General features: G+C 68.7%; 13 protein-coding genes and 1 pseudogene. 7 read left to right on the forward strand and 7 right to left on the reverse strand.

What is annotated here, in order from left to right; genetic code table 11:
* Window positions 1-371: 371 nt before the first annotated feature.
* The 3 genes from ACGF5C_RS30080 (at window position 372) to ACGF5C_RS30090 (ending at window position 2,360) form a co-directional block, all read left to right on the forward strand.
* A protein-coding gene (locus tag ACGF5C_RS30080; protein ID WP_393307064.1) for an IS5 family transposase occupies window positions 372-1,264 on the forward strand; the annotation gives its coding sequence in 2 pieces (ribosomal slippage) (window positions 372-738 and window positions 738-1,264; 894 coding nt in all).
* Window positions 1,265-1,323: 59 nt separating this feature from the next.
* Window positions 1,324-1,725 (forward strand): PadR family transcriptional regulator, encoded by a 402-nt coding sequence (locus ACGF5C_RS30085; protein WP_393307066.1) that lies wholly within the window; start codon window positions 1,324-1,326, stop codon window positions 1,723-1,725.
* A 185-nt stretch (window positions 1,726-1,910) separates the two neighbouring features.
* The gene (locus ACGF5C_RS30090) at window positions 1,911-2,360 is read left to right on the forward strand and encodes a hypothetical protein (RefSeq protein ID WP_393307068.1); all 450 of its coding nucleotides are present in this window, start codon (window positions 1,911-1,913) and stop codon (window positions 2,358-2,360) included.
* A 707-nt stretch (window positions 2,361-3,067) separates the two neighbouring features.
* Here the strand turns inward: ACGF5C_RS30090 and ACGF5C_RS30095 are convergent.
* The 3 genes from ACGF5C_RS30095 to ACGF5C_RS30105 form a co-directional block, all read right to left on the reverse strand.
* Window positions 3,068-3,958, reverse strand: a complete 891-nt coding sequence (locus ACGF5C_RS30095; RefSeq protein WP_393307070.1) for a DUF4184 family protein — start codon at window positions 3,956-3,958, stop codon at window positions 3,068-3,070.
* A 627-nt stretch (window positions 3,959-4,585) separates the two neighbouring features.
* Window positions 4,586-4,999 carry a nuclear transport factor 2 family protein gene (locus tag ACGF5C_RS30100; RefSeq protein ID WP_393307071.1) on the reverse strand — a complete coding sequence of 138 codons (414 nt, stop codon included), beginning with the start codon at window positions 4,997-4,999 and terminating at the stop codon, window positions 4,586-4,588.
* A gap of 61 nt (window positions 5,000-5,060) precedes the next feature.
* Entirely contained in the window at window positions 5,061-6,032 is a 972-nt protein-coding gene (locus ACGF5C_RS30105) for an NADP-dependent oxidoreductase (protein WP_393307073.1), read from the reverse strand.
* 85 nt (window positions 6,033-6,117) lie between these two features.
* Between ACGF5C_RS30105 and ACGF5C_RS30110 the strand changes: the two genes are divergently transcribed.
* Window positions 6,118-7,116: a GlxA family transcriptional regulator gene (locus ACGF5C_RS30110; protein WP_393307075.1), complete on the forward strand. Its 999-nt coding sequence runs from the start codon at window positions 6,118-6,120 to the stop codon at window positions 7,114-7,116.
* 133 nt (window positions 7,117-7,249) lie between these two features.
* Here ACGF5C_RS30110 and ACGF5C_RS30115 read toward each other — a convergent pair whose 3' ends face one another.
* Window positions 7,250-7,858, reverse strand: coding sequence for an NAD(P)H-binding protein (locus ACGF5C_RS30115; protein WP_393307077.1), 609 nt, complete (start codon window positions 7,856-7,858; stop codon window positions 7,250-7,252).
* A gap of 34 nt (window positions 7,859-7,892) precedes the next feature.
* Between ACGF5C_RS30115 and ACGF5C_RS30120 the strand changes: the two genes are divergently transcribed.
* Together ACGF5C_RS30120 and ACGF5C_RS30125 are read left to right on the forward strand one after the other, a co-directional pair.
* The gene (locus tag ACGF5C_RS30120) at window positions 7,893-8,513 is read left to right on the forward strand and encodes an AraC family transcriptional regulator (RefSeq protein WP_393307079.1); all 621 of its coding nucleotides are present in this window, start codon (window positions 7,893-7,895) and stop codon (window positions 8,511-8,513) included.
* Window positions 8,514-8,586: 73 nt separating this feature from the next.
* On the forward strand, window positions 8,587-9,348 hold the full coding sequence (locus ACGF5C_RS30125; RefSeq protein WP_393307081.1) for a hypothetical protein: 762 nt from the start codon (window positions 8,587-8,589) through the stop codon (window positions 9,346-9,348).
* Between the two features lie 83 nt (window positions 9,349-9,431).
* Here the strand turns inward: ACGF5C_RS30125 and ACGF5C_RS30130 are convergent, their stop codons facing one another.
* Together ACGF5C_RS30130 and ACGF5C_RS30135 are read right to left on the reverse strand one after the other, a co-directional pair.
* Window positions 9,432-9,767 (reverse strand): YnfA family protein, encoded by a 336-nt coding sequence (locus ACGF5C_RS30130; protein ID WP_393307083.1) that lies wholly within the window; start codon window positions 9,765-9,767, stop codon window positions 9,432-9,434.
* Complete coding sequence (locus ACGF5C_RS30135) at window positions 9,764-11,029, reverse strand: RNA-guided endonuclease InsQ/TnpB family protein (protein ID WP_393307085.1); 1,266 nt, start codon at window positions 11,027-11,029, stop codon at window positions 9,764-9,766. The genes ACGF5C_RS30130 and ACGF5C_RS30135 overlap by 4 nt, the downstream gene beginning before the upstream one ends.
* Window positions 11,030-11,052: 23 nt before the next feature.
* Between ACGF5C_RS30135 and tnpA the strand changes: the two are divergent.
* Window positions 11,053-11,452: pseudogene (gene tnpA, locus ACGF5C_RS30140) on the forward strand (IS200/IS605 family transposase); the annotation flags it as partial.
* Window positions 11,453-11,628: 176 nt separating this feature from the next.
* Here tnpA and ACGF5C_RS30145 read toward each other — a convergent pair.
* A complete protein-coding gene (locus ACGF5C_RS30145) occupies window positions 11,629-12,504 on the reverse strand; it encodes an alpha/beta fold hydrolase (protein WP_393307086.1) in 876 nt (291 codons plus the stop codon).
* Window positions 12,505-12,539 lie beyond the last annotated feature (35 nt).

Here is a 12,539-nt window from a genome sequence, read left to right on the forward strand (position 1 = left end):
GATCTTCGCCGCGGGCATGCTCTGCGCGGACAGCAGGATCATCTGCGCCCGTCGCCAGGTCACCACCGATCCGGTGCCCCGACGGATGATCCGCAGCAGGCGCTGCCCTTCGTCGTCGTCGATCTCCCGGACGCGTACTCGGTCTATCACCCGGACAGCCTGGCGACACCACGCCGTTCGAGCCAGCATCCGGACGGCGCGTCACGTCACGACAGGGCAAACGTTGCCTGATGCGGCACTAGGGCCTGTGTCGAAGTCGGGGCCAGGGCTTGAGCTGGCTTGAGGATCTTCGCGTGTCGGAGATCGAGATATGGCTAGGTCTCCGGTAGATGGTTTAACGACCAAGAAAACCGGAGACCACCGGAGACCTCGTGGACACCCTAGCGGTGACGAGGCGGCACGACCTGACCGACGCGCAGTGGGCGGTGCTGCAACCGTTGCTGCCGGCGCCGAAGCGGTCGGGTCGACCGTCGTTGTGGAGCAGACGGCAGTTGATCGACGGGATCCGGTGGCGGATCCGGGTGGGCGCCCCGTGGCGGGACGTGCCACCGCAGTACGGGTCCTGGTCGGCGGCGTATGCCGTGTTCCGCAGGTGGCAACGCGACGGAACGTGGCAGCGGGTGCTCACCGCGCTGCAGACCATTGCCGACGCGGCCGGCCGGATCACCTGGGACGTGTCGGTGGATTCGACCAGTGCCCGCGCCCACCAGCACGCTGCTGGGGCGAGGAAAAGGGGGATCTGCAGGTTGAACCACCCGGCGGTGTCATGGTTGAGCCGGCTGATCACGCGCTCGGCCGGTCCCGCGGCGGGTTGACCACGAAGCTGCACCTGGGCTGCGAGCAAGGACAGAAGCCCCTCGCCATCGTGCTGACCGCCGGACACCGCGGCGACAGTCCGCAGTTCATCCCGGTCCTGGACGCCATCCGCGTCCCGCGGCTGAAGACCGGACGCCCGAGGACCCGCCCGGACCGCGTCCTGGCCGACAAGGCGTACACATCGAAAGCCAACCGGGCCTACCTGCGCCGACGCGGAATAGCAGCAACCATCCCGAGCAAGACGGACCAGGACGCTCACCGGCGAGCCAAGGGATCCAAAGGCGGCCGACCACCAGCCTTCGACCCGCACCTCTACCAACAACGTCACGCCGTGGAGTGCGGCATCAACCGACTCAAGCGCAACCGCGCCGTGGCCACCCGCTTCGACAAGCTGGCCGTCCGGTACGAGGCAACCATCCATCTCGCCGCCATCAACGAGTGGCTATGACCGGCTTCTGGCGATGACCTACTAGACGACGCATAGTACCGGGCCGTATTGTGTGGCGCATGATAGCGGCAGCAGGTGGGTCGGATGTCGCTTCCGAGCGGCAGGCCCAGCTACTGCGCGGCTGCCTGGACATGTGCTTGCTTGCGCTGCTTGCCGGCGAGCCGGCGCACGGCTACGAACTCGTTCGCCGACTCGACACCGCCGGATTTGGAACGGTGAGCTACGGCACCGTCTACCCGTTGATCACCCGATTGCACCGCTTGGGACTCATCGCCAACGCGCTGCACCCCAGTCCCAACGGCCCACCCCGCAAGGTCTATCGGCTCACCGATACCGGCCACGATCGACTGCGCGCTTGGCGCGAGCAGTGGGTTCAGTTCGCCAGCGTCGTGAACGCAACACTCGCCGTCCGTCCACCGAACCCAGGAGACGACCATGAGCACGTCGACGTCGGCCGTTGACAACCTCCTCGACGCCGCAGACCGCGAGTGGCGCGCTCTCGGCATTCACCGTCGCGACCGGGTGACTCTGACGGCCGACCTCCGCGCCGAGCTCGAGGCAGCAGCCGCCGACGGGCTCGATCCCGCAGAGCTTCTCGGCGCTGACCCCAATCGAGTTCGCCCTGCGAATCGCCGAAGAAGCCGGCGTGAAGCGCACCCCACCGCGGTACGGCCAGGTACTCGGCGCTGCGACCGCAGGCGCGATGCTCTCCCTCGTCGTGGGCTACATCGTGGTCACTAGCCTGCACCAGGCATTCGTGGCGGCATTCGACCTGCCGCAAAGCATGCGCGTGCCGTTGTGGCTTGCCGCTGGTGTCTTCTACGGCGGCGTCGCAGCGGTTGTCGTCGCCGGCGCCGTCCTCGCCGTACGCATCGCCCTACGAGACGCGCCCCACATCCGACACACTGCGGCGCGAATGACACTGCTGCTGCCGCCCGCGATCGCAGCCGCGATCGCAGCCGCGGCCACATTCGCCTGGTCGCTCAACTTCCCGCTCACCCCATCGGCAATCGCGGCCGAGGCGGCAATTGTCCTCGCTGCCTTTCTTGCAGCAACGGCGCTGGCCCGCCGCTGGTCTGTGACGGCGGCGGGGTAATCCAGCCGGCACAACGGCCATAGTCTGAGCCAATCCTGCGCGTGGCCCCAATAAGAAGTGCTGGGATCGACTTCGACACAGGCCCTAGGTCCAGGCCGTCGGAGGCCGATCGTAAGCGACCAATGACGACCGCTGGTGACGACGTCTGCCCAGGTGACAAGGCCTGGTCGGCCCGCCGACTAGGCCGGCCGGGACCTCCTTACCTGTAGTTGGTGAACTGAAGTGCATGCAGAGCTTGCCGGCTAGGTCTTGTGGGGCCGTGGTCTACTGCAGGCGTGCATTGGCGCCGGCTCGCTTATTTCCTCTCGGCGGTGGCAGGCGGGCTGGTGGCTGCCACTGGACTGGCCTCCACCTGTACTCGTGGACACAGAGCTGGTCCTGGTGGCCATCCTGGTTGGCATTCCCACTGTCCATCGGCGGCGGTTGGCTGTTGGGCATAGGTATCCGGGGCATTCGAAGACTTCGCGGCCACGGCAGCGGACAGGTAAAGGCATGAAGCGGACGAGCAATGGTCATCGCCGACGGATGGGCCAAGCCCGCAAGCGGGCCGCGCCGACCCGACCCCGGTCTGCTGGCGGCCTCCGGCCGGCATCGGCCGGGCCGGCCAGCCACGCTTTGGGCCGCAAGAGCCGTGAGGACCGCGGCGCTCCGCCCCGAACCCCGGCCCTCCTCAGAGATCCGCCATTCACCAGCGCCGGCAGGGCCTGCTACAGCGATGAGGGTGGCGCTTCCGAATGACTCCCACGCGCCACCGTGCGTGTGTCAGCGGGGGCGGTTATAGCGTTCATTGCTTGCACTGCTGCGGCGGCGACGAGCAGCGCCCCGGCCGTGATACACAGCAGCCGCACTGTGGTCGCCCAGGGCAGTTCCTTGGCTGGCAGAAGCGGAGTCAGGGCGTACCCGATGATTGCAGCGGCGCCCGCGAGGGACCAGAAAACCGTCGGGCGGGTGTGGACCGGCGGTGGGTTGCCGTGCCAGGCGCGAAGGAGCCGGCGGCGGCCGACCACGACGGCGACGCCGAGCGTGACCAGCGCGCCCAGGAGGCTGCTGGGAATGTCGGACACGGTCCACCAGGCGACGTCGCTGACCTGGTCCCAGTCGATGCCGAATACGATGCGCAGCCACGCCACGGTGTGGGTGAGGTAGTCCCACGCGATGTGACTGGCCGCGCCGAGCAGCGCCGATCCGGCGGTGATCTGCCAGGGGTGGCGCACTGTGGCGAGCACCCCGTAGTCGCGCAGCGCGAGCGGGCCGAGGTGGGGTAGGTGAGCGGCGAGGGTCGCGACGGTGGCGCGGACGAGCCACGCGCCGAGCAGCGCCACTGGCAGGCACCACCACACCAGCGCGGTGAGGGTGTGGCTCTGCCAGTCCGGTCCGATCCCGAGGAACGCGTATTTGATGTCGGGTGCGACCGCGCCGGTAGTCAGCGCGACACCGTCGAACCATCGGGGTCGCCAGAGCTTGAGCGGGAGTGCCACACCTGGATGCGACGGAAAGGTGAGCGGCATCGGCGCATCTTCCCACATGCGATCAACAGTGGTTGTCTGACCGACGGGCTCGCCGAGGTCACGGACCATGTGCGGACCGATCTTGGCCACGAGGTTGCACGTATGACCCGTTGCGGCAGGTCAGAGGGCCGTTAACTGACTGAGCCAAACTCCATTCCGAGAACCGTGTGCCGCTGGCGTGGCTCTCCGGCCCGGCGTTGGTCCAGCTGTTCCGGACGTTAGGCTTCGAGCCGTGAGGTTCGCTGCCGGACCACCGACCCGCTGGGTCGTTGAGCTGCACTCTGGCGCGGTCGTCGAGTTGGCGGCCGATGGGTACAGCCGGACGGACGGCGACCTCGTGTTCTCCATCCTGGCTGACGCAACCCTCGCTGAGCAGGCCGAAGTGCGCGTGCTCGGACGGGCACCGGCTGACCCCGAGCGGGTGATGGTTCTCGTGGCACGGATCCCGGAACGCGAAGTGGCCGGTCTTCATGGCGGAGAGCCCTGGCCGGCTGCACGGCAGGGAAGGACAGCAGCCGAGCCAGCCGCAAGGGAGCAAACAGAGCCGGGTGCTGCTACTTAAGCGTGTACCGGATCGCTACCGGGCTGCGTCGATCGCACGGCGGTGCGGATCTCGCTGCTCGGCAACGGGTGGTGAGGCACAGCGTGCGGTGATCGGGATCCGGACAGTCGATTCCGATCACCGCACGGCTCAACCGTGGTCAGCTCGTCCGCGGCTCACGCGGCGAACGCGGCGTCGATCGCATAGGTGTCTTCGTACATGTGATAGGTCGTGATCTTGCCCTTCTTGACCCCGATGTGCAGCGCGAAGTGGTTGGTGAACGTCTTCCCCGTCGCGAGGACCTCGAACTTGTTGTGCCCGAGCACGACCGCGTTCTCCCCGTCGACGACCGTCGCCGTGACGTTGTACTCCTGAGCCGGTCCGAGTACGCGTCCGAACGAGCCGAAGAAGTCCGGCAGCTCGGCCGGGGCGGAGCGCTGCCCGGACCAGGGGATGTTGGGGGTCCCGTTGACCGCGAAGTTGAACGTGTCGGCGAAGAGGTCGACGAGTCCGGGTACATCACCGGCGCTGAATCGCGCGAAGAAGGATTCGACGACGGCGGCCGTGCTGGAAGGTGTCGCGTTGCCCATGCGGATGGAACTCCTTCAGTGAGTGACGTGGTTGGAACAGCGTTGCGTGCGAGGGCGGGCCTCAGGCGACGACGGAAAGGACGATCTTCCCGGTGGTGCTGTTGGTCTCGCCGCGCTCGTGGGCCTGGGCCGCCTCCCTCAGCGGGAGCGTGGTGTCGACGAGTGGCCGCAGCTGCCCACGAGTGACGAGATCCGCGACCGCTCTCATGCCCGCATGGTCGGGCTCGACGAGGATTCGGGTGGCGCGGACGTCGAGTTCCTCGGCAAGGTCGGCGGGGAAGTCCGGGGCCATGGGCAGAAGCGAGATGAGGATCCCGCCCCTGCGCAGGGTCCGGAGTGAGCGCGGGGTGTAGTCCCCGCCGACGGTGTCGAGCACGACATCGATGTCTCGGAGGATGCCGAAGTCCTCCGTCGTGTAGTCGATCAACTCGTCCGCGCCCAGCCCGCGAAGAAGGTCGTGCTTGCCGGCACTCGCGGTGCCGACGACCCATGCGCCGCGCGCCTTGGCGATCTGCACCGCCAGGTGCCCGACTCCGCCGGCGGCGGCATGGACGAGGACGCGCTGGCCCGGCTGGATGTCGGCGGTGTCGACGAGAGCCTGCCACGCGGTCAGGGACGCCAGAGGCAACGCCGCGGCGGTCGTGTGGTCGATGTTTGTCGGTTTACGGCAGAAGTGCCGGGCGGGGGCGGTCACGAACTCCGCGTACGCGCCCGCCGGATGCGGGAAGCGCGGCATGCCGAACACCTCGTCGCCCGGCGCGAACAGGGTCACCCCGGGCCCCACCTCTTCGACCACCCCGGAGACGTCGAAGCCCAGGACGAACGGAGGGAGCGCGCCGGTGGCGAACTGGCCGCGAGCGCGGGTCTTCCAGTCGGTGGGGTTCACCCCCGCGGCGTGGACGCGGACGAGGATCTCGCCGAGTGTGGGGACCGGTCGCTGCGTCTCGACGATCTTCAGGACGTCGGGTGCCCCGGCCACGTCTTGGCTGACGGCGAGCATCCGGTGCGGCACTCGCCCTGAGCTGGTTGTCACTGTGCTCCTCACCTGTCGTGCCGCCGCATCAGGCGGCCGCGCCCGTCCAGCATCTCCGGAGGGGCAGGGCCGCTACAGTGGCCAGATGGACAACATGTGTCAGGATCTGGCCATGCATCGCGTCGTTGTGCTCGCGCTTCCCGGCGTCGTCCCCTTCGAGCTGGCCATCCCCTCGCGGCTCTTCGGCGCCGCCCTCGATTCCGACGGCAAGCCGCTGTACTCGGTGACCACCTGCTCGCTCGACGGCGGCCCCGTCGACACCTCGGCCGACTTCGCGATCGCCGTGGACCACGACCACACGGCGCTGGCCCAGGCGGACACCCTGGTGATCCCTCCCTCCGCGAGCGGGCGGGAGTGGGGCGAAGAGAAGGCACTTCCTGCGCCGCTGCGTGACGCTCTGGGGCTTGTCCGCCCCGGCGCGCGCGTGATGGCGATCTGTACGGGTTCCTTCGTCCTGGCGGCGGCGGGCATCCTCGACGGCCGCCGGGTGACCACTCACTGGCGTGAGTCCGACCACCTTCAGAGCCTCTACCCGGACCTTATGGTCGATGCCGATGTTCTCTTCATCGACGACGGTAGCGTTCTCACCTCGGCGGGCGTCTCGGCGGGAATCGATCTGTGTCTGCACGTGATCCGACGGGACCATGGCAGTGAGATCGCCAACGAGGCGGCGCGTTCCTGCGTCGTCCCACCCTGGCGCGACGGGGGTCAGGCCCAGTACATCCGGCGGCCCGTGGTCGAAGCGGACTCGACGACGACGGCACAGGCCCGAGCGTGGGCGCTCGAACACCTTGATCGCCCGCTGGTCCTGGCTGAGCTTGCCGCCCGGTCGAACATGAGCGTGCGGACGTTCAGCAGGCGGTTCCAGGACGAAGTGGGGGTGAGCCCGATGACCTGGCTCACCCAGCAGCGGGTCGAACGCGCCCGGGAACTGCTCGAGAGCACGGACCTCCCGGTGGACAGGATCGCGGAGCAGGCCGGGTTCGGATCGGGTGGTTCGCTCCGGCAGCACCTGTTGGCCGCCACCGGGGTGTCGCCGCGTGCCTATCGGCGAACGTTCCGCGCGGCGCCGGTGGGCGACTAGCGCGCGCGACGACCGGTCTCGCCGGGCTCCAGGTGTCGCCCACAGGAGGCAGCCCGGGATCGCTGTGTCGACGGGCGTCGTCCCACGGGCGATCCCGGGCTGGCCTACCAGATCGGTTGCTGTCCCGGCTGCGTCACGACCATGCGCCGGCCGCGGCAGCCCTCGCGGCGTAGTTGTCGAAGTCGATCGGGTCGCGCCCGAGGAGTCGCCGCACCGCGTCGGTCGGCTCGGCGAGATACCCGGCGCGCATCCCCGCGAACATGGCGTTGAGCGTCGTCGCGTCGGCCGTCGAGTAACCCTCGGCGAGCAGTTCGGCCCGGTACTCCTCCGGCGTCAACTCCACGTACCGGATGGATCGACCGGCCGCCTTGGCGATCGTCGTCACCGCCTCGGCGAAGGTGAGCGCGTGGCGGCCTGACAGCTCGTACACCTGCCCGTGATGGCCGTCCTCGGTCAGCAGGGTCGCGGCGACGTCGGCGATGTCCTGGGCGTCGATGAAGGGCTCCGGCGTGGCGTCCATCGGCAGGGCTAGACGGCCGTCGGCCAACGGTTGGTGCCACAGGTCCTCGTCGAAGTTCTGGTTGAAGTTGTTCGGCCGGATGATCGTCCACTCCACGCCGGAGTCGCGCACGGCCTGCTCCGCGGCCACCATGCCCGGCGAGAAATCCCCGTCGATCTTGTCGATCCCGCGTCCGGAGAGCGCCACGAACCGGCCGACGCCCGACTTCACCGCCCGCGACACGAAGTCGTCAGCCCTCTCGGAGTCCGCCGGACCGGTGCTGGTCGTACCGGATGATCATGACTGTTTATCGCTCCGCGACTATCTGGACTTCCAGCTCGGCGGGTGCCGCCCGGGTCGGCAGATCGTGCTGGATCGTCTGCTGGACTGGCTGCTGGTCTGTACGATCCGGGGCTGGTTCGACCAGCCGGGCGCCGAGGCTCCTCGTTGGTATCGGGCGCTGAGCGACGGCACGGTGGGCCCGGCGCTCCGCGCCATGCACGACGCCCCGGGTGAGCCGTGGACGCTCGCCTCCCTGGCCGCCCGGGCCAGGGTGTCCCGCACGACGCTGGCGAAACGGTTCACCGAACTGGTGGGTGAGCCACCGCTGACCTACCTGACCGACTGGCGAATGACACTCGCCGCCGACATGCTGGCCGAGACCACCGAGACGGTCGCCGCCGTGGCGCGCCGGCTCGGGTACGCGGACGCCTTCGGCTTCAGCGCGGCCTTCAAGCGGATCCACGGCGTGAGCCCCGGCAAGCACCGCACGCTCGCACAATCCCCGGCGACGAGCGGTCAGCCGCCCCGGGACAGGTCCCTGGACAAACCTCTCCCGCTGGCGCCCACGAACAGCCGCCCCTCTTGGCGGACGCTGACCAGTCCACCACGCCGCTGACCCCGTTCGGGATGCCGCTCGTGCCGTCCCTATAGTCCTCTTGGTGGCGACTCCATCAGTGTTGCACGAGTCTTTGCACGATCCGGTGTTCTGGGCGCGGTACACGTTCGCCCACGAGGAGGGACCCGGGGCGGATCGGCTCGGTGACCTCGAAGGCCTGCTGGACGACGACGATGATGACGACGATGACGATGCGGATGAGGACGCCGCCGACTCGTCGCTCGACGTGGCCTTCGAGGTCGGCGAAGGCCACCACGTCGTACTGAGCATCGACGCCTCGGCCGACTCCTACAGCCTGGAGGTCACCACCCCTGACTCGGCAGAGCCGGCCGAGCTCGGATGGGACGATCTCGCACACTGGCACCCGTACGCGTTGCGCTGGTCCGAACTCGACCTGATCTGCCGGGCGATCGCCGCGTGGGATCCGCAGCTGCAGCACCCCGGGGCGCCGTTGGCCCTGCTGTGCCGATTCGCCGCCGTCTTCGACGATGACGACGTGGACCAGGCCGTCGCCGCCGTTGACGAGGCATACGCCGCATTGCGCCCTCCGCAGTGGGAGGGTTACTGGCCGTGCGGCGCCGACTGGCTCGAACGCGCCGACTTCCGTGGTCAGAACGTCATCTGGCAGCGGGACGAGGCCGGCAACCTGTGGGCCCGTCAGGACGACCGCCACGACGAGCCCTTCTACAGCACCCGGCTAGGGCCGGACACCGGCACGGGCGAGGGGTTCCCACACGCGCCGCTCCGGGCCGTGCTGGACGCTGCCACGGCGACGGTGGGCGACGCGCGGCCCGCGGTGCCAGACGCACCCGTTGATCCACCTGGTCACGGGTAGGGGCCGGGCGGGTGCCGACCGCCGTTGCCGCTGGTCGCGGGTAGCGACTCCTGGTTCCCGTTCGGGTTGCGGAGGGCCAGGGATCAGCCGCTGCGAGGGGCGTACATGATGACGGCGACGCCGACGAGGCAGATGGCTGCGCCGATGATGTCGTAGCGGTCGGGGCGGAACTTGTCGACGACCATGCCCCAGGCGAGGGAGCCGGCGACGAAGACGCCGCCGTAGGCGGCAAGGACGCGGCCGAAGTTCGGGTCGGGTTGGAAGGTGGCGACGAAGCCGTAGAACCCGAGCGCGATGACTCCGGCCGCGATCCACAGCAGCCCTCGGTGCTCGCGCCAGCCCTGCCACACCAGCCACGCGCCACCGATCTCGGCGAGCGCGGCGAGCAGGAACAGCAGGATCGAGCGGGCGACCGTCATGCGTCGGACCTTGACGTTCTCTCCGCCCTAAGGACGGAGATTCCCTCCGCGCTGTGCGCGGAACCGCGCGCGGCGCCTGGGTGGATTCCTGCTTCACGGCGCTGCGCCGGCACGGGTGCCGGTCTTACCTGCGCTCCACAGGCGTTTGAGTTGTCCCAGCGTCCCTGGGCCAACACGTTGATCGCCGCGTTGACGTCCCGGTCGTGGACCGCGCCGCATAGGCAGGTCCACGACCGGACGTTCAGCGGTTTGGGTCCGTCGATCCGGCCACAGGTCGAGCACGTCTGCGACGTCGGCGCGAACCGATTGATCTTTCCGAAGGTGCGTCCGTATCGGGCGGCCTTGTACTCCAGCATCGCGGTGAAGCTGGCCCACCCGGCATCGTGCACCGATTTGGCCAGTCGAGTCCGTCCGAGACCGGTCACGCACAGGTCCTCGACATACACCGCTTGGTTGTCGCGGACGATCCGCGTCGAGATCTTGTGCTGCCAGTCCCGCCGGGTGTCGGCCACCTCGGCATACGCCTTCGCCACCCTGACGACGGCCTTCTTACGGTTGTTGCTGCCCCGCTGCTTACGGGACAGACTCTGCTGCAACCGGCGCAGCTTACGGGCGGCCCGACGCAGGAACTTCGGCGCCGCCACCTTCGTGCCGTCGGACAGGACCGCGAAGTGAGTCAGCCCCAGGTCGATACCGACCTCGGACTCGACCGGCGGCAACGGCTCGTCGGTGGAGATCACCACAAACGAGGCGAAGTACCTGCCAGCCGCGTCCTTGATGATCGTGACCGAACTGGGCTCTGCCGGCAGGGCCCGAGACCACCGCACCGGCACGTCACCGATCTTCGGCAGTCGCAGCCGACCGTTGTCCAAAACCTTGAACCTGGCGTTCGCGGTAAACCGAATGGCCTGCCGGTTGTCCTTGCGAGACCGGAACCGCGGCGGGGCGACCCTGCGCCCCCCGCGCGTGCCGGATAGCGAGCCGAAAAAGTTGCGGTACGCGGTGCTCAGGTCTGCCAGGGACTGCTGAAGCACCACCGCGGACACCTCGCCGAGCCACGCACGCTCCGGCGTCAGCTTGGCCTCAGTGATCAGCCGCTTCGACAGCTCCCCATCCGAGACGTACGGCAGCCCGGCCTTTCGGGCTTCCTGCCGCACGCGCAGCCCGTCGTTGAACACCACCCGCGCGCACCCGAACGCCCTTGCCAGCGCTTCCTGCTGGCCCGGCGTCGGGTAGACGCGGTAGTTGTACCGAAGCTGCACATCAAACAACCTAGCAACGGCCTATGACAGATTCTCCGGACGTTCACACCGCCAGGCACCGGGTTTTCGCCCTACACACCCACTTGGTCTTCGCGACAAAACTCTCGGCACAAGATGTTCGCCGACCGGCACCTGACCCGACAGGAAATCATGCGAGCCGTGTGCGCCGACTTCGACAGCGAACTGGTCGAGTTCAACGGCGAGGGCGAGCATGTGCACCTGCTGGTCAACTTCCCGCCAAAGGTTGCCCTGTCGAAGCTGGTGAACAGCCTCAAGGGCGTGTCCTCGCGACGGATCCGGCAGGAGTTCCCCGACCTGGTTCGTCACTACTACCGCGCCAACAGGCTGCGGTCCGCTTCGTACTTCGCCGGGTCCCTCGCCGGCGCACCCATGACTGTCCTACGCCAGTACATCGAGCAGCAAACCAGCCGGCTCACAACACGCTCGGGCCTTAACGGCCCTCCCGCACGGGCCTTCACCCCCGCCCTGAAGGGCGGAGCACTGGCCCGCATTCCGGTAGCGGAGGCACCTTCCGGTCAGCAGGACGACCCACTCCGCCGGGCCGGCCGGGCGGGGTGCGGCGTGCGGCCGCGCGGTGGTCAGGGATGGACCCGCCCGAGGAAGTCGCGTACGAGTGGGACCACCTCGTCGAGGTGCGTCTCCAGCAGCCAGTGCCCGCCGTCTAGCAGGTGCAGTTCCGCGTCGGGCAGGTCGCGCAGATAGGCGCGCGCGGCACCCTCGGGCATGTAGCCGTCGTGTGGTCCCCAGACGATCAGCGTCGGCGGCTGGTGGTCGCGCAGGTACGCCTGCTGCCGGGGGAACCAGGCGACGGTGCTGCCCTGGTCGGCGAGGAGGCGGACCAGATTGGCGCGGCGCTGCGGGGTGGCGGCGGAAGCCGCGGCGAGCCGCCACAGGTCGGGGCTCACCCGGTCCCTGAGCCGGTCGGGCAGTTCGCCCAGGAACTCGCTGCGGAAGCCCTCCTCGCCGACCGCCGCGGCGAGGCGCTCCCGGCCCTCGTCGGTGGGGCTGCGCCAGAACTGCTTGAGCGGCTCGTACTTGGGGCCGTGCTGGTCGGGATAGATGTCGCCGTTCTGGACGACCAGGCCGGCGACCCGCTCCGGCGCGGACATCGCGAGGCGCAGCCCGAACTGGCTGCCGTAGTCCTGGAGGTAGATGACGTACCGGGTCAGGTCCAGCGTCTCGGCGAACCGGCGGAGCAGTTCGGCGTGGGCGTCGAAGGTGTACGCGAACCGGGCCGGGTCGGGTGCGTCGCTGTGTCCGAAGCCGGGCTGGTCCGGCGCGATCGCCCGCCACCTGTCGCCGAGGGCGGGCAGGAGGTGACGGAACTGGAACGACGACGCGGGGTAGCCGTGCGGCAGCAGCACCACCGGCGCCTCCGCCGGCCCGGTCTCCCGGTAGAAGATCGTGATCCCGTCGACGTCGACGGTCCTGTGGTGCACGGCGGCGTGGCCCACCATCGTCTCCTCACCGGGCGGTACGGGCGGCTCCT

The sequence above is a fragment of the Micromonospora sp. NPDC047620 genome (assembly GCF_043205005.1).
Classification (GTDB): domain Bacteria; phylum Actinomycetota; class Actinomycetes; order Mycobacteriales; family Micromonosporaceae; genus Micromonospora.